The organism is Pseudomonas sp. 21615526, assembly GCF_013386245.1.
Taxonomy (GTDB): Bacteria; Pseudomonadota; Gammaproteobacteria; order Pseudomonadales; family Pseudomonadaceae; genus Aquipseudomonas.
Genome location: NZ_JACAOM010000006.1, coordinates 124,241 through 141,041 on the forward strand (window position 1 = coordinate 124,241; position 16,801 = coordinate 141,041).

Sequence of the window (16,801 nt, forward strand, 5' to 3'; positions counted from 1 at the left end):
ATGAAAACTCCACTGCTCGCCCTGATGCTGCTCAGCAGCACCGCTCACGCTGCCGACGTGGTGAATATCACCGTCAGCGGCACCCTCACCCGCCCACCGTGCGTATTGAGTACCGGCACAACCCTGACCGCCGCATTTGGCGACGTGCGTACTGACCAGGTGGCGACCACCGGCACTGTGGAAGTGCCGGTGCGCTTGAAGTGCTCGTCGGGTTCTTCGCTAAATGTCAGCTTCACGTCCAATAACGGCACCTACACCTCCACCGTGGCCAAGACCACGGCGGATAACCTCGGTGTGTCGTTGCTGTGGGCGGACAACACGGCGGCAAACCTCAATGGCACCGTCAAGAAATACACCAACCTCAGCGGCGACGTGGATATCAGCCTCAAGGCGCAACTGGTCGAACGCGGCACGCTGGCGCCGGGCGCGTTCACCTCGTCGATGGTCATGACCCTCAATTACCTATGAAAGCGCTCGCCTGGATGCTGCTGGCCGTAGCCAGCACCGCCCTTGCGCAAGCGGCGGAAGAAGCGCAGATCGACGTCAGCGGCAAGCTGACCGCACCGCCGTGCACCGCAAGGTTTCCGAGTACGCAACAGGTGGACCTGGGCAAGGTCAACCTCAACCAGTTGGCCGACGGCAGCACCGTCGCCACCGATGTGCCGCTGGTCTTCGACTGTCAGGCGGGCGCTCAGGTCGAGCTGAGTTTGTCGGCGGGCATGGCCCGGGCCCTCACCGTCAGCCCGGTGCTGCTCACCAATCTCCCATCCCTGGGGTTGCAGGTGCAATTGCGTGACAAGACCGACAAGCCGGGGATCGGCCTGGGCCAAACCGGCACCTGGCCGGTAGAAGACGAACCGTTGGCGCTGACCCTGCGCGTCAAGCCCGTGTCCCTGGGCGAGCTGCCCGAGGCGGGTAGCTACAAAGCCACCCTGTTGATGCAGATGACGTACCGCTGATTACTGAAACTGCCGGGCTTCGATGCAATAGGTCAGCAGCGCCTGGTCACTGTCCACCTCCAGCTTGCGCATGGCCGAAATCTTCTGCGCGCTGACGGTCTTGTTGCTGCGGCTCAACTGCCGCGCGATATCGCTCACGCTCATGCCCGTCACGAATAAACGCAGCACTTCCATCTCCCGTGGCGACAGGCTCTGGAAGCGCGCCTGCACCTGGGTCACATTGGCCAAGACCGAAGTCGCGGCGGGCTCCGGTGCGCGGTAACTGCGCTGGGCACTGATCGCGCCGAGGGCCTTTTCGATCTCGCCGTGCAGGTGGTTCTTCTGGATCACCCCGGCCACACCCAATTCCTGCAAGCGGGTGAGAATCAGGCTGTTGGAAATCATGGTCAGCACCAGCACCTGGGTCGCGGGAAAGTGACGCAGGATGTACTCGATCAGCTTCAACCCATCGCCATAGGTGTCGTCACCCGGCATGTTGAAATCGGTGATCAGGACTTGCGGCCGGTGCTTGCGCAACTGCTCGATCAGTTGACTGGAACTGACCGCCTCGCCCACCAGGCTGTAGCGTGAATCACGCTGCACAATTTCGCGCACGCCCACCAGTACGATCGGGTGGTCATCGGCGATCACAACGTTCATTTCTCGCATTCTTTATCTTCCTTGTAATGGGCTTTCATCAAGTTTGCGACTCTGCCAGCAAGCACTGCGCAACCGCTGTAAGCCGTGCGCACACGCCTCGAATCTGCGTGGTGGCGTATGTATCCAGCGGTGCGTCGTACAGGGTGTTCTCCCATGCCTGACAAGCGCTGGACAGTTCCCCGGCACGCACACTGGCCAGCGCGCCGTTGAGGCTGTGCAAACGCTCACGTACGAGGGTGGCATCGCCGGCCGTCAGGCCTTGTTCGATCTGCTGCACATCCACCAGCAACGTGTCGGCCATCAGTTGGCGCATGGCCGGGGAAAGCTCGATCCAGCCTTCGCGGTCCCGGTCCACCTGCACCACCGGCAAGGCCGTGGCCCGCCGGCAGTGCGCCATTAACGCCTGGCGCAGCATGCTCAGGCTCAGCGGTTTGACCACCCACGCGTTCATGCCCACCGCCAGGCAACGCTCGCCCTCCTCGCGCAGGGCATTGGCGGTGACGCCGATGATCGGCACCTGGACGCCTTGTTCACGCAACGCGCGGGCCAGGTCGTAGCCGTTGAGGCGCGGCATATTGATGTCGGTGATCACCAGGTCGAACGGCTGCGAACCCCAGATTTGCAGCGCATGCTCGCCGTCACGCGCTACGGTGGGGTGGGCGCCAAGGGCCTCGAGCTGTTCTTGCAGCACGGCCTGGCTGACCGGGTTGTCTTCGGCGACCAGCACGCGCACGTTCAGGCACGGTGCGTCCAGGCACGGCGGCATCGGCGGTTGTTCCGCAGAGGGCAGGGTTTCCTGAAGCACCGGCAAGGTGATGAACAGCGAAAAACTGCTGCCCAACCCTGGCTCGCTGACCACGCGCATGCTGCCGCCCATCAACTCACTCAAGCGCGAGCAGATAGACAGGCCCAGGCCGGCGCCATTGCCGTCCTGGTCGCCCGCTACCTGATAAAACGGCTTGAACAACTGGTCCAGCGCCTTTTCCGGAATGCCCACGCCGGTGTCAGTGACCTGCCATTGCAGGGTCACTTTATCGTCAAGTAGTTGCTGCACCATCAGGCGCAAACGCACGCGCCCGGAGTCGGTGAACTTGATCGCGTTGCCCAGCAGGTTATGCAGGACCTGCCGGATGCGGCCAGCATCGCCAAGCAGTTGCGGCGGTAGCAGCGGGTCGATCTCGGCATCGATCTGCAAGCCTTTATTGCGCGCGGTCGCGCTGAACGCCAACACCGATTCCGCCACCAACTGGCCCGGGCTGAACGGCGCCGCTTCCACGGCCATTTGCCCGGATTCGATTTTCGATACATCCAGTACGTTGCTGATCAACTGGAACAGCACAGTGGACGAACCCTGGATAATTTCCAGGTAGTGGCGCTGGCGCTCGCTCATGTCGGTCAGGGCCATCAGTTCCAGATTGCCGAGCACGCCGTACAGCGGGGTGCGGATTTCATGGCTCATGGTTGCCAGGAACACGGTTTTGGCCTCGTTGGCTTCGGTGGCTTCCTGGCGCGCCTGGGTCAGCAACTGGGCCTCGTCCACGTGTCGGGTGATGTCGTTGCAGCCGCAGAGGAACACGTCCTCACCTTCGTACCGCGCCGCCACCACCACGACCTGCAAGTACCGCCCCTCCACCGCCAGGCACATCTCGCCGGGGGTGTCCGGGCCATCGTTGGCCTTGAGCACGTCGAGCAGCGGTGCGGTGCCCTGCAATTGCAGCGCGCGCTGGTTTTCCAGGAGTAACTGGTGATCGCTGCGGCGCACTACGCACAATCCCACCGGGGCGTTGTGCAGCATGATGCGGTTGAATGCCTCGCTCTCGAACAGACGCTCCTGCGCGCGTTGCGCCGGGCTGACGATGCGGGTCTTGTACCAATGGTTGATCCACCAGCCCAGCAGCACGGCCGCCAGAAACGTCAGGCCAAGGCCCAGCAGCGGCCATTTGGCGTAGCGCAGGAAATCCTGATAGCTGATGGCGTACAGGCCGGTCCAGTGCTCGCCACCCTCGCTGAGCATCTTGAAGCGCAAACCCTGGCTGTTGAAGCTCAGGCCCAGGGGCGCCATGTGTTCATCGCCGAGGCTGCCGAGCAACACGTCGCCCTGGGGCGAGATCAGGGTGAACTGGTTGTAGACCGACAGTTGCAGTACTCGCTCGATTTCGTCGACCTGCGAGGTGTCCACCACCGCCGCCAGCGTGAGCAGGCCCTGAGGCTGATTGGCCGGCAATACGGCGGCAGGCGCGTCGAGGCCGATCATCGCGACCACGCTGCGGCTGTTCTGGTACAACTGCGGCGGCGCACGCATCCAGCGCACGCGGCTGTCGGTCAGCAGGAGGCTTTGGCTCTGTTGCAGTTGCTGCAAGCGGCTCACCACGTCGCGGTACTGCTCGCGCAACAATGGCTGGTGCTGGCGCAAGCCGCCCACGCCGGGCACGGCCAGGCTGGCGACGGCATTGGGGGTGAACACGAACAGCTGCGGCGAGGCGTAAAACGAGCTGGCCCAGTAGCCGCCGTAGTAGTCAGTCAGTTGCACGCCAAACGCCAGTGCCCGGCGCGTGTCATCCGCCGAGAACGTCTCGGCGTGGGACAAGGTGAAGGGTAGCGACATCGCAAACCCCTTGGCCTGCAACACCACCTGCCCGCCTTCGTGCTGCAACTCCACCACCGAGGTCGACTGCACGGCCGGCAGCGGCGGCGCGTTGCTGCGGCTGTAGCCACTGGCCACGTTGCGCAGGAACGCCTCGTGCTCATGGATGATCTCCACCACGCGGGCGAAGTGGAACTCGACCTTTTCCTGTTCAGCGTCGAGCAACCGCGACACCGCCCAATAGCAACTGCTGGACAGCAACAAGGCGAGCCCCGTGAGCAATAACAGGGCTTTGTTCAAGCGTTGAGAGCTTTGCGCCAGCTTGTCCAGGCGCAGACTTGCATGTTTCATCGTCAGTACCGCAGAAGCCTGAATCAGGATATGGGGCCTATGCTTGATCCCGGCATTGGCCAATAACGCCCGGCTGACCGGGCGACCCTTCCTTCGGGCTTCTTGACTGTGTGACCCTGGCCACTCACATAAGTGCTGGCGCAGGGCCATCCTCGATTAACAGGGCGCTGAATTTTTCCGCCGCCACGGCATGGGAGATCAGGAAACCCTGCACCTGATCGCAGCGGATACGCCGCAACACCGCCAGCTCCGCCTGGGTCTCGGCGCCCTCGGCGATGGTGGTCAGCCCGAGTTTGCGGCCCAGCTCGACAATGCTTTGCAAGGCCGACGCCAGGCTTTCGTTCTCGGCACAGCCATGCACCAGTGACCGGTCGATCTTGACCTCGTTGAACGGCGTCGACACCAGGTTGAAGTAGGAACTGAACCCCTTGCCGAAGTCATCCTGCGCCAACCCAAAGCCCATCATGCGCAAGCGACATGCTCCAGCGTAGTAGTTACTGGGCAGCCGTGTGGTGGAGCTTTCCATCAATTCGAAGGTAATTTGCCGGGGTTCGGCGTCGCGGCTTTGCACCTGGGCAAGCAGGCGGTCGACCAGGTCGCTCTGGTCGAGCAAATGCGTGGGCAGGTTGATCGACACCGGCAGCCGGTAACCGAGTTGCGCCCACTGGGCCTGGGCGATGAGGGTTTGGCCGAGAATGCAGGTGAGCAAGCGGGTTTCCAGGTCAAGGCGCTCGATGTCGTCAAGAAACGCGCCGGGCATCAATAACCCTTCCACCGGGTGCACCCAGCGTGCCAGGGCTTCGGCGCCCACGATGCGCCCGTCATGCAGGGATTTTTTCGGCTGGAACCACGCCTGGATTTCACCATTGGCCAAGGCGCGCTCAAGGTTCTCCCGGGCATGGCTGACACCCCGGTGGCAACACGGCGTGCGCGCCTGCTCGGCGAGTTTGTCGAGGCAATCGCGCAGGGTGCGCACCTCGCGTTCGCGCACCGGCTTGGAGATTAGCCCGGCGACGGTCAGGCCGAGGTTCCCGGCCACCTGCCCGGCGCCCACCAGCATGCGCCGCGACGCCACGCTCATCAGCGCCAGCGCAGGCGGCGCGTGCATGCGGGCCAAGTGCTGGATCAGTTGCACACCGTCCATCCCCGGCATCATCAAGTCGCTGAGCAGCAGATCGTAGCGCTGTCGGGCCAGGCGTTGCAGCGCGGTGGCGCCATCCCAGACCACATCGACGTCAAACCCGCCGATGGCCTGGAAGACGTTGATCAAGTACTCATGCTGGAAAGGATGGTCTTCCACGATGAGTACGCGATAGGCGCTCAAAGCACCCTCCTCTGATAGCGATGCAGGCACTGGTAGAGGGCGCGCAGGGTGAACGGCTTGACCAGGCAATGATCCATGCCAGCGTTCAGGCAGCGCTCGGCTTCGTCGAGCATCGCGTTGGCGGTGGCCCCGATGATCGGCAGTGAGCAACCCAGGCGACGCAGTTGTTCGGTGAGTTCATAGCCGTTCATGCGTGGCATGTTGACGTCGGTGAGAATCATGTCGAACGCGGTATCACCCCACAATGACAGCGCTTCAATGCCGTCGCCGGCCAGCACCACGCTGCAGCCGAGCTCTTCCAACTGGTCGCGCAGGATCAACTGGTTGATCAGGTTGTCTTCGGCCACCAGCAGGCGCAGGTTGAGGCTGAACTCGGTGGGCTTCTCGCTGATCCTCGGCGACAACAACTCTTCGCTGCCCTGGGCGCGGCTGACCGCGCGGTTGAGCGCCTGCAGGTTGTTCAGGCCGATCTGCCAGGGATAAGCGCCATGCTCGTCGACCGCGGCCATCACCCGCGGCCCGGACCAATGCAGCAACTGGTCGGGCTCGGTCGGGCCGGGATACAGCTCGACCAATACCGCGCCGGGGTCGGCCTCGGCGGACTCCGGCGCACCGAGTTGCGCGCGCGCGCCCCAGCGACGCAACCAGCCGCCAACACTTTCCGCCAGCTCACGCACCGGCGACACCACATACACCCGCTCGCCGAGCAGCGGCTGCGCCCAGGGAGCCTGGTCGTCGTCGTTGACTTGCTCCAGCGGCAAGGTGAAGGAAAAGCTGCTGCCCAGGCCCGGTTCGCTGACCACCCGCAAGGTGCCGTTCATCAAGTGCATCAGGCGCTTGCAGATCGACAAGCCCAGGCCGCTGCCGGCGACCACATTCGCATTGCCGCTGACCTGGAAGAACGGCTCGAACAGGTACCGCTGGTCTTCCTCGGCGATGCCCTTGCCGGTGTCGACTACCTGCCACTGCAACATCGTGCGCTCGCCTTCACGGCTTTCCAGGCGCAGACGCAAGACAATCCGGCCGCTTTCGGTGAATTTCAGCGCGTTGCTCAGCAGGTTATTCAGGATCTGGCGGATGCGTGTGACATCCCCGCTCACGTGGTCGGGCAACTGCGGGTCGAGGCAGGCGAACAACTGCAGGCCCTTGCTTTGGGCGGCGCCTGCGTAGCCCTGGATCACTTCCTGCACCAACTCGATCGGTGAGAACGTGCTGAACTCTAGGGACAGTTGTCCCGCTTCGATTTTCGACACGTCCAGCACATCGCAGATCATTTGCAGCAAGTTCGCCGACGAGCCCTCGATGGCATTCAGGTAGCCACGCTGCTGGCTGTTAAGGTCGGTGCGCGCAAGCAATTCCAGGGTGCCCAGCACGCCATACAATGGCGTGCGGATTTCATGGCTCATGGTTGCCAGGAACAGGGTCTTGGCCTCATTCGCCGCGTCCGCCAGCGTGCGCGCCTGCTGCAGGGCCAACTCCACCTGCTTGCGTTCGGTGATGTCGCTGAAGGCGCAGATCAGCACCTCCTCACGCTGGTAACGGGTTGGCGCGAAACTCAGGTACAGGTGACGACCGTCGGCCATTTGCAGCTCGTCGGTGCTGCTTTGTTCCGACTCATCGAACGCGCGGCGAATCCAGCCGTGACACAGTTGCTGGCGCTCGTGGCCGTTGCCCAGCCATTGCCGGGACAGGGGGTTTTCCAGCACTACCTCGCCGTCGCTGCGGCGCAGCACGCACAAGGCCACTGGCGCGATGCGAATCACCGCACTGCTGAATGCCTCACTCTCCACCAGCGCTTCGATGCGATTGGCTGCCGGGATAATCAAACGCTGATCGATGCGCCGCACCAACCGCACCATCAACAAGCTGGCCGCTGCGCACAACAGCAGGCACAGCAGCAACGGCATGGCCAGGCTGGGCAACAGTGAACTCAGCTCCAGGCTGTAGACGATCTGCCACTGGGAGTAACCCAGGTGCTTGCGAATGGCCAAGCGATCCGGCAGCCAGCGGCTGCCTTCCCAACCAAAGCTGGCCGTGGCGTGATACTGGCGCAGCACCTGCGCAGCCGACGGTTGATGAGGCGTGCTGCTGAAAATCAGCTGCCCGGCGCCGTCAAGCAACATGAAGTCCCCGGCTTTTTCATGCTGCAGGGCGTTGATCAGGTCCGGGCCGTCCACCTCCAGCCCGAGCCAACCCGACGTGGGGCTACGGTCGTCGAGGCGGGTGAAGATGTATAGCGGTGAATCCAGGCGGCTCTGCTCAGTCAGCCACAACTCATCGCTGACCGAGACCTTGCCGGTGTCCACCGCCATCAACCGCTGCAATACCGGCTGCGGCACATTCTCCGGGGCCGCCCCAACGGTAAACAGGCGCTCCACCACCGGCTCGGCGCGCTGCGCGACGTAGATCAGGTTGACCTGGTTGACCTGCAGGTAATCAAGCAGGCGCCTAGTCAGCCAAAGGCTCCAGATATTGCCCGCCTCGCCCAAGGTGATGTGCAACTCTTCGGCCGGCACATTATTGAGGTTGCCCACGGGTGGCGTGACATGACGAACCGTCGACAGGCCGAGGCTTTTGAGCAGCGTCTGGCGGCTGACAAAAAAACTCTGCGCATCGGAAATCGCCTCATTCATATAACTGCGCCGTAGCGAAATTTCCTCATTCAACGCCGCACGCAAGTAGCTGTAGGCACCCACATACACGCCGAGCACCAATGCCAGGGCAAACAGCCGCAACAACTTGCGCGCGGCCTTGGGCGTCGAAAAAGAAGAGTCGAGTGGTTGCAGGAAATGTTTGAGCTTCATCGCCAAAAGAGTAAGCGTGGCGAGAGGGTAGTTGAATAAGACGGATCTCAAAGCCCCGCACTGCTTGCGCCGATGGAACTCTCGCGCAACACGCTGTTCTAGACACCTTCGTCGCTGCTTGCGTAGCATCGGCGGCTGTCCTTCGTGCACTTCATCAAACAGAGTTACCCATGACTATCCAGCAAACACCCGGGCACGTGCTGCCCGCGCGCAGCGCCGCCAAAATGGAAGCGGCCATGGCCGTGGGCGCCTTTGCGATCGGCACCGGCGAATTCGCCATCATGGGCCTGATGCCCGACATCGCCCACAACCTCAATCTCAGCGAACCGCAAGTGGGCCACGCCATTAGCGCCTATGCGCTGGGCGTGATGGTCGGCGCCCCGCTGCTGGCGATCCTCGGCGCCAAGTTGCTGCGTAAACACATGCTGCTATTGCTGATGGGCCTTTATGCCCTGGGCAACCTCGCCACGGCGTTTACCCCGACCTTCGGTTCGCTGGTGGCCTTCCGCTTTATCAGCGGCCTGCCCCACGGCGCCTACTTCGGCATCGCCGCCGTGGTCGCCTCCAGCATGGTGCCCAACGACAAACGCGCTGGCGCCGTCGCCCGCGTGATGATGGGCCTGACCCTGGCCATGCTGCTCGGCAACCCCATCGCCACCTTCCTCGGTCAACACTTTGGCTGGCGCTCGGCGTTCGCGCTGGTCAGTGCTATCGCCCTGTGCACCATCGCGCTGGTCTGGCAATTCGTACCGGATCGCCACGACGAACCCCGCAGCGACCCGCGCAAAGAACTGCGCGCCTTCACCAAACCGCAGGTGTGGATGGCGCTGTCCATTGGCGCTATTGGTTTTGCCGGGATGTTTTGCGTGTTCAGCTACCTGGCGCCGACCATGCTCGAAGTGACCAAAGTGTCGCCGCAGTGGATCCCCTTCGGTCTGGCCGCGTTTGGCGTAGGCGGCATCATCGGCAACATCGCCGGCGGCAAGCTGTTTGATCGCCTGCAATTTCGCGCAGTGGGCTGGATTATGGTGTGGTCGATGGCCGTGCTGATCTTCTTCACCTTCGCCGCGAGTTCGCTGTGGAGCGTACTGCTGGGCATCGGCCTGGTCGGCACCATGATCGCCATGGCCGCGCCGCTGCAAATCCGCTTGATGGACATTGCGCATGAAGCACCGAGCCTGGCGGCGGCGTCCAACCACGCGGCGTTCAACCTGGCGAATGCGCTGGGGCCGTGGTTCGGTGGGATGGCGATTACGGCGGGGTATGGGTGGACCAGCACGGGCTACATTGGCGCGGCTACGGCGCTGGTAGGCTTGGGCATCTACCTGATCGCCCGACGTATGAAAGGCGGTCACTAAAGCCCTCCCACGATCCAATGTGGGAGCGGGCTTGCTCGCGAAAGCGGTGGGTCAGTCACTGAGTAAATGACTGCCCCACCCGCTCAGTCAGTCATCATGCATCAACCCCGAACCATACTCCCCGTAACTGCTCCCCAGCGCACTGCCCCCAAAATTCATCTTGGCGGCCTTGCTGGGGCTGTGGTCGCCAAATGCCTGGCATCCCCCTGAATAACAAGGGTCGCTGCTCAGGTCGCTACTCATGCCCGATGAACCCGACGAACAAGCGGCCAAGAGCAACGTGCCTGCGACCATCACGACTTTGACGAGATTGGAGATCATTTTTTCAGTTCCCTTTGGGCTTATGGGCTGAGCGTAGGCCTCAATGCCGGTGAGAATTATGAAACTTTGCCGTAGGACAGGATCGGTTCAGGTTGATGTCGTTTTGGCGACGAATTATCCGGGCACATATTCTGATTGGCGATATAAACGGTTAGCCCCTACATATTAAAGCCGACCAGGCATCAATTTAGATGAGCCTGCGGCCTACGTAGAGGGAAGCTCAATAATGGCTAAAGACGAAAAAACCAGTGAAAGCGTCGCTTCAAAAGCAGCCAAGCTGCTGGCGGATCCCACCACTCCGCCGGATGTGAAATCTGTGGCGGCTTCGGCGCTGACTCAGGCGCCCGACAAAAAGAAAAAATAAGCTGAAAACCGTGCCAGGGTGGCTGGAGCTCTGGCACTGGCCACCACGGCACCACGCCCATTCCTGTTAAACTGTCCGCCCTTCGCCTTATCCATCTCAGATCCTAATGTCCTCACCTATAGCACCAACGCCATCGTTCTCCCGTCGCTTCTCCGTTGCTCCGATGATGGATCGGACGCACCTTCTCTTATCCTCCCGTAAATAAAGGCCCAAACGCCTCTCCCCCATTCCTCGTACCACCTACGTACCACCAACCTACACTACAATCCATGCGCCTCCTCTCCGTTCGGCCGCTCTAGCAAAATTTAAGCATCCGTTTTCAGCTCCAATCATGACCACTATCGCAGTCGGGCTTTCAGCTTTCATCGGAAGCTTCCCAAGCTGATAAGGAGGGTTCGATTCCACTCACCCGCCCCCATTATTTTCAAGACCTCCAGCGGTCTCGAGGTAGCGTTAGGCGAAGTTGGTAACAGTCGGTGACAGTTACGCAATTTGTAAGGAAGCGCCAGGCTGGCTTCCTCTCGCCTGCAATACCCGGCTTTTAGGTTGCCCCCAGGGAAAAAGGTAATTTTGGTAATTTCCTTCTCTATCTGCCCAAAAACACCAATAAAATCAATGAATTAATAAGACCTTATTAAAGTAATAATAGGGTAATGGACAGGTTAGAAAATTACCTTTGTCTTTAGTAATTTTAGCCCCTTACGAAACCCTTTAAAATCAGTGACATGTGAAGTTATTACCTCCAGCCTTACCTAGTATTACCCTCTGAGGTAATACGTAAAAACCACGGTTTACATGGGCTACAGGCCTTTTTCCGCACCGACTTACCAAAATTACCCTTTTCCCGCCCCTCGACCTGAAATTGACCCTCCTAATTCGCTGCTATGCTTGGAACTTTCCGAACGGAGTCGACGCCATGGCCAGCGAATATTCGCTTCCGATAGTCCTCGAAAAAATCTACGGAAATCAGCTAGCGCTGGAAGCCGCGGTCATGGAACTGACGCTCCTCGCAGAACGCCAGGGCTACGCCGATGCTGGCGACAACGCCCGTTCAGCCCTGGACCGAATTGGCGAAAATGCGGGTTTTATTAAGCAAGGTCTAGCGCGCCTGAGGGCGATCGAAAAGGAATAGCTATTAACCCTGCCTCTGAGACGTCCTGGCCCCTTACAGCAACCCACGGTTTGAAACATCGAATGCTCCGACACGCTATGAAACCTAATGCGTTCATAATTAACCTGCAAACTTTAGTTTATTTCCTCTACGAGTAGTAAGAATGCCTATAAATAAGATTTGGTCGAGCGACATCAAGGGATATAACACTGACACAAATGATGAGAAACACCTCAGACTTCAGAAGCTAAATCTTCTAATTGGCCCAAACAATAGCGGAAAAAGCAGATTACTTCGCACACTATTCTCAACTCCGACAAAAAATCTAAGCATTGCTCTTGGGGTAGAATTTCAAAATGCTTGCAAAAAAATATCCAACATTCTCGTAATCATTGCAAAGCAACAGACTATTTTGGGACTCGACTGCAATAAATTCATGGAGATCTTCAATGGAAAGTGCAAGAGCATTGAAGAAATCAAGTCGATCAATGACAGTCTGACAAAACTTTTGACTGACGCCGCCAACTCTCGTATAAGCTTTAGCGGCGGCCAAAATATGAACCTTTTTTATGATATTCAAAGAATAGTTATGGGAAATTTTCCCGGAGACGAGATTAACTTAATTAGAAATATCAGCAACGAAGCTTGTGATTTAAAAAGGCACTACATCCCTATCCTTCGAGGGATGAGACCATTAGGGGATAGCTCTGATCTTTATCTCGATCGTACACTCAAAGATTACTTCTCCAACTCTCCAAAAGACTCATTAAAAATTGTAACAGGCTTCGATCTTTATAATTTATTAGCGCGCTTCTTGTTGGGACAGCCTGAAGAGCGTGAACGAATTCGAGAATATGAGCGGATACTCGGCCATGAGTTTTTTGGCGGCAGAGACATAACCTTGATTCCACAATATGGTAAAGACACAGTTGCAGTAAAAATCGGGACTGAAGATCAATTTTCCATATATGATTTAGGCGACGGCCTACAGCAAGTAATTATTATTACCTCCGCTGCTTACCTAGAGCAAAGTCCTTCTGTGTTTTTTATTGAGGAGCCGGAGTCGTGTCTACATCCTGGACTACTCAGAAAACTGGCTCTGTTTTTGCTAAATCATACGGGCCATCAATATTTGGCTACGACCCACTCAAACCATTTGCTCGACCTTGCTGAAACCAATAAAGAGGTCGTAGTACATAAGGTATCCAAAAGTGATCTTGAAGACCGCCCCAGCTTTCAAATCCAAGAATGTACAAGGGATAGAGAGCTATTAGCAGAGCTTGGGGTTCTGGCGTCTTCGGTTTATTTAGCCAACTCTACTATTTGGATTGAAGGTATAACTGATCGGCTTTACCTCAAGGTATTCATGACGAAATATTTGGAGGAATTGAGCGATTCGGTTTTCAAAGTAAAACTCGAGGGATTATTGGAAAACTTCCATTACGCCTTCGTTGAGTATCAAGGTGGCACACTTGGTCATTGGGGATTTGACGATGGAGATACTACGGACAGGCTCAACGCTTCGAAACTTTGCTCTGCAGCTTTTCTGATCGCAGATGGAGATATTTTAGGCAAGGGAGATAGATCCGACGTACTGGGATATGAGCTAAAAGAAAGATTCCACCTATTGCCGAGCAAAGAGATTGAAAACTTACTCCCACTGAATATAATTGAAGAAACAGCTATAAGAATTTTTAAAAGAAAAAAATCCAAAACCACAGAAGGATTGGAAGTTACTGACCTGAGCAAAATATCAAAAATGACTATATCATCTTCAATTTACGGTATCGGATATCATTTGGACAAATGCTTTGGTTTGAAAGGACGGGGGAAGTCTACTCGCCGTATTTTTGCAGACGAAAGTGGAACTATAAATGAGAAAGTCAAATTCTGCCGAGAGGCTATTGAGGTAATGAATACAACAGAATGGGTATTACCAGAAGCTATTGAAGAATTGTGCTCAAAAATTTATGCTCATATTATGGAATTTAATGTTTGATTTTTGTAGTTTGCTGAATCAACTTATCCCCGAATGTACTCCGCTTTGTTGTTCTCGTGGAGCACAGGCGTGGAAAACGTCTGCTTTGGGTGAATTAAGCTGTTAGATTAACTCCTATCAGCGCGAGCCCCTTTGAAATGCGCAAATCGGCGTGAAGCCCCTGCAGCGCAGGGGCTCAGGTAGGATGATCCCATGCTTGAATCGCGTCCGATGCTGTCTTCAACGGAGCCGTTCACAAATCAAAAACTCGATAAAACGCTTGTTTTCAAACAACGCGCCCTTATAAGCCGCGGCCTCTAGAGGTCGGTGACTCACCTAGCTTACTTTGAGCGCTTCACAAAGCCGCTACACTTCTTTGCAAAACCTTTCACTCAGTGCAATTGCTAAACTTCCCTCAGGCCCCGCAGCGGGCCTGGACGGAGCCATCGTTTGCTCCCCACCCCCCTTTACACAAAAAAGGCACGCAAGGCCCGTCGGCGGGAGGGGGATAAGTGCTTTTTCATCGAGTTTTTTTCTCAAACTGCCTTTTGACCACGGCCTACCCGCAATTCGTCGGAAGGACTCCACGGTGCGATCCCGTAGCAATATACTGTCTGGACATACAGTGCTTTAGCGAATGAGGTCATACGGCGATGAGTGCTACTGATTACCACCTAAATTTTGCGACAGATTCTTGGATGGTGCTCCTGCGGGATCAAGTGGCTTTGCTTAAGCATCCAGGCACTCATCACAGACGACTGATAGAAGAGGCCCACTCGTTGCACCGGGCGCGGCAGATCGACCCAGGCGAACTCGCCGATCTCCTCGAGCAAGCAGATGGCGCGTTAGCATATGCAGTGGAAGCGCTTCTGGATGAACCCAACGACGAATAGGTAGCGCCCCCTCATGCACATGCTGATAACTCCAATGCGCTGCAAGGGCTTTGCTTTAGATCCTCAAGAAAGGAGGCGTTACCCCGCTATCAGGGGCGACGTGCTCGTAACACCCGAAGTCAGAGACGAGTTAGGCCGTAGCTCAAATGTAGCAAGGGTCTCGAAGGGAATGCCGTTGGAACCGGAACCATTGCCTCAGCTGCTGGATGCAACCTTGGCAGGGATGGCCCCAACAGGTTTTGTACTCAGCGGCATTGAATATATTGGTGGCTGCGCTTACGCACAGTCTTGGTGGTGTCGCTTAAGCTAAATTCAGGTGCAAAAAACATGCGGGTGTTTTTCATAAAATAATTAGGTACATTACAGAGTCTAAAAGTCGTCAGATCGGACTATACGGACATGTCTAGTAGAACACTATTAAGCCCTCAGCAACTGCAAGAGAATTCCAAAAAAATTGACGAACTAGTCGCCAGCAGAGATTTGACACTCCTAAAGGAGTTTCTAAGTGATATCTGCGACAATCAATACGAAAACCCTAAGGACCAAGCATTCCATTACTACACAATCGGTACCGGATATGCTGAAACCATAGAGCTAGGACCTGAACTGTGGAGCAAGGACGCTATTGGGAAAGCTGTAAGTTATTTCAGAAGGTCGATATTTTCAAGCGGCTTCAAACTTCTAGACCCCGAACTAGCCAGTCGAATATATATAAATCTTGGCAACGCTTATTCTAAGCAAGGCAGAGCTTTAGAAGCGCTCCACGAGTACAACACCGCAACACTTACTTATCAAAACCCAATAACACTCTTAAATAAAGGCGTTGATTTACTACGCCTATCGCTCGATCTCTCATACGCGGACCAATGCATTCGCTTTCAAAAAGAAGCATATGAAACACTATCGTTTCTATACTTGTACAAAACAGAAATGTTCGCCCCCGAACACGTAAAACTTATGGAGTCAGACGGGACCACGATATCTTTTCTGGATTGGTACTCTCAAACCTACGGTGAAACCTCGGAACACTTTCCAGAACTCGACAATAGTAATAGCAAGGGTAGATCAGGCAAAGAGCGACGTTACAGAAAGTGGTGCCTAACAAACAGACTATATATAAATGAAGCCAATGATATCTCAGATGATGAAAAGATTGGGCAGGATACACTTTGCTTTCCCAGCCTTATAAAAAAACTAAACCCACTTATCTCCACGACAGAAAGCCTGGCACTCAGCGCGTCTTTTTCAGAAATTAAGTACCAATACGCATTTGCCCGACATAACTACTTTGAATCCATCACAAGCGTTAATGCGCTGTCAGAAAAGCAGCATTTCGCCGACAAAAATCTAAGACTGACAAATTCACTCGACTATTGCATATATCGTCGCGACACAGAACAGTTAAAGGTGTCATTTAGACTCTTTTACTCATGCTTTGATAAAATCGCCTTGCTTTTAAAAAAGTACCTTCTGATTGACATCGGAGATCACAGAGTTAGCTTTTCAACGGTTTGGTTCAAAGAGCAAAAGCATAAAACCAATAAAGCCAAAGGTGCGCCGCCCGAAATTAGGGACTTTTTTATCGACAATCAAAACCCTTTCTTCCTTGCTCTCTACTGGCTATCGCGGGACATAAATGACAATGAGGAGGATGGGCACAATTACTGGATGGATACAAACGCGCAAAAGCTGGCAGACATAAGAAACAAAATGGAGCATCAGGGCTTTCGAGTAGTAATGGAAAGTATGCATAGAATTAATTCAAAGTTTGATAGCGACCGAACCAATGAGGCTATCACCGAACATAAAAGCCAGCTGGATAATCTAGAGGCTTTGCTTGCCGCATCAGACGACCCAAACACCCAAACTATAATAAAAGATAGAATCAACGCGATCTACGAATTTTTCAAAGAGCGCGAACACCTGAACGGTTACCCTCTAACGATAACTGACTCAGAATTAAAAGAGCAAACGATGCGCTTAATGAAAAAGCTGAGATATGCACTAATATACTTGGCCTTGGGAATAAATCTTGAGGAGCAAAAAAAACGACCAGAAACCCCTCTAATGCAATTGGAGGTACCCTTACTTTGATGTTCATCACGCAATTGTTGA

The 16,801-nt window shown here is 55.9% G+C and carries 13 protein-coding genes; 8 read left to right on the forward strand and 5 right to left on the reverse strand.

From position 1 onward, the window contains the following. Both HX786_RS02655 and HX786_RS02660 read left to right on the forward strand, forming a co-directional pair. Window positions 1-468 carry a fimbrial protein gene (locus HX786_RS02655; RefSeq protein ID WP_003218898.1) on the forward strand — a complete coding sequence of 156 codons (468 nt, stop codon included), beginning with the start codon at window positions 1-3 and terminating at the stop codon, window positions 466-468. Then, entirely contained in the window at window positions 465-959 is a 495-nt protein-coding gene (locus HX786_RS02660) for a fimbrial protein (protein WP_003218900.1), read from the forward strand. The genes HX786_RS02655 and HX786_RS02660 overlap by 4 nt, the downstream gene beginning before the upstream one ends. On the opposite strand, the gene HX786_RS02665 is transcribed toward HX786_RS02660, so the two are convergent. The 4 genes from HX786_RS02665 to HX786_RS02680 form a co-directional block, all read right to left on the reverse strand. Beyond that, on the reverse strand, window positions 960-1,607 hold the full coding sequence (locus HX786_RS02665) for a response regulator (protein ID WP_017477281.1): 648 nt from the start codon (window positions 1,605-1,607) through the stop codon (window positions 960-962). It lies immediately after the preceding gene. A 28-nt stretch (window positions 1,608-1,635) separates the two neighbouring features. Continuing rightward, a complete protein-coding gene (locus HX786_RS02670; RefSeq protein WP_087693699.1) occupies window positions 1,636-4,533 on the reverse strand; it encodes an ATP-binding protein in 2,898 nt (965 codons plus the stop codon). Window positions 4,534-4,657: 124 nt separating this feature from the next. Continuing rightward, entirely contained in the window at window positions 4,658-5,857 is a 1,200-nt protein-coding gene (locus HX786_RS02675; RefSeq protein WP_003218906.1) for an EAL domain-containing protein, read from the reverse strand. Continuing rightward, the gene (locus tag HX786_RS02680; protein WP_178911684.1) at window positions 5,854-8,661 is read right to left on the reverse strand and encodes an ATP-binding protein; all 2,808 of its coding nucleotides are present in this window, start codon (window positions 8,659-8,661) and stop codon (window positions 5,854-5,856) included. The genes HX786_RS02675 and HX786_RS02680 overlap by 4 nt, the downstream gene beginning before the upstream one ends. A 170-nt stretch (window positions 8,662-8,831) precedes the next feature. Here HX786_RS02680 and HX786_RS02685 point away from each other — a divergent pair, with 170 nt between their 5' ends. Continuing rightward, window positions 8,832-10,019 (forward strand): MFS transporter, encoded by a 1,188-nt coding sequence (locus tag HX786_RS02685; protein WP_102368406.1) that lies wholly within the window; start codon window positions 8,832-8,834, stop codon window positions 10,017-10,019. A gap of 87 nt (window positions 10,020-10,106) precedes the next feature. Here the strand turns inward: HX786_RS02685 and HX786_RS31805 are convergent, their stop codons facing one another. Then, window positions 10,107-10,340 carry a hypothetical protein gene (locus tag HX786_RS31805; protein ID WP_102368405.1) on the reverse strand — a complete coding sequence of 78 codons (234 nt, stop codon included), beginning with the start codon at window positions 10,338-10,340 and terminating at the stop codon, window positions 10,107-10,109. Window positions 10,341-10,566: 226 nt separating this feature from the next. Here HX786_RS31805 and HX786_RS02690 point away from each other — a divergent pair, with 226 nt between their 5' ends. The 5 genes from HX786_RS02690 to HX786_RS02705 all read left to right on the forward strand — a co-directional run bounded on the left by HX786_RS02690 (window position 10,567) and on the right by HX786_RS02705 (window position 16,780). Further along, on the forward strand, window positions 10,567-10,704 hold the full coding sequence (locus HX786_RS02690) for a hypothetical protein (protein WP_167410166.1): 138 nt from the start codon (window positions 10,567-10,569) through the stop codon (window positions 10,702-10,704). 916 nt (window positions 10,705-11,620) lie between these two features. Further along, window positions 11,621-11,836 carry a hypothetical protein gene (locus HX786_RS02695; protein ID WP_178911685.1) on the forward strand — a complete coding sequence of 72 codons (216 nt, stop codon included), beginning with the start codon at window positions 11,621-11,623 and terminating at the stop codon, window positions 11,834-11,836. 142 nt (window positions 11,837-11,978) lie between these two features. Further along, complete coding sequence (locus tag HX786_RS02700) at window positions 11,979-13,814, forward strand: AAA family ATPase (RefSeq protein WP_178911686.1); 1,836 nt, start codon at window positions 11,979-11,981, stop codon at window positions 13,812-13,814. Between the two features lie 885 nt (window positions 13,815-14,699). Further along, window positions 14,700-14,996 (forward strand): hypothetical protein, encoded by a 297-nt coding sequence (locus HX786_RS31810; RefSeq protein ID WP_256734838.1) that lies wholly within the window; start codon window positions 14,700-14,702, stop codon window positions 14,994-14,996. 89 nt (window positions 14,997-15,085) lie between these two features. Beyond that, a complete protein-coding gene (locus HX786_RS02705) occupies window positions 15,086-16,780 on the forward strand; it encodes an LA2681 family HEPN domain-containing protein (RefSeq protein WP_178911687.1) in 1,695 nt (564 codons plus the stop codon). Window positions 16,781-16,801: the final 21 nt, after the last annotated feature.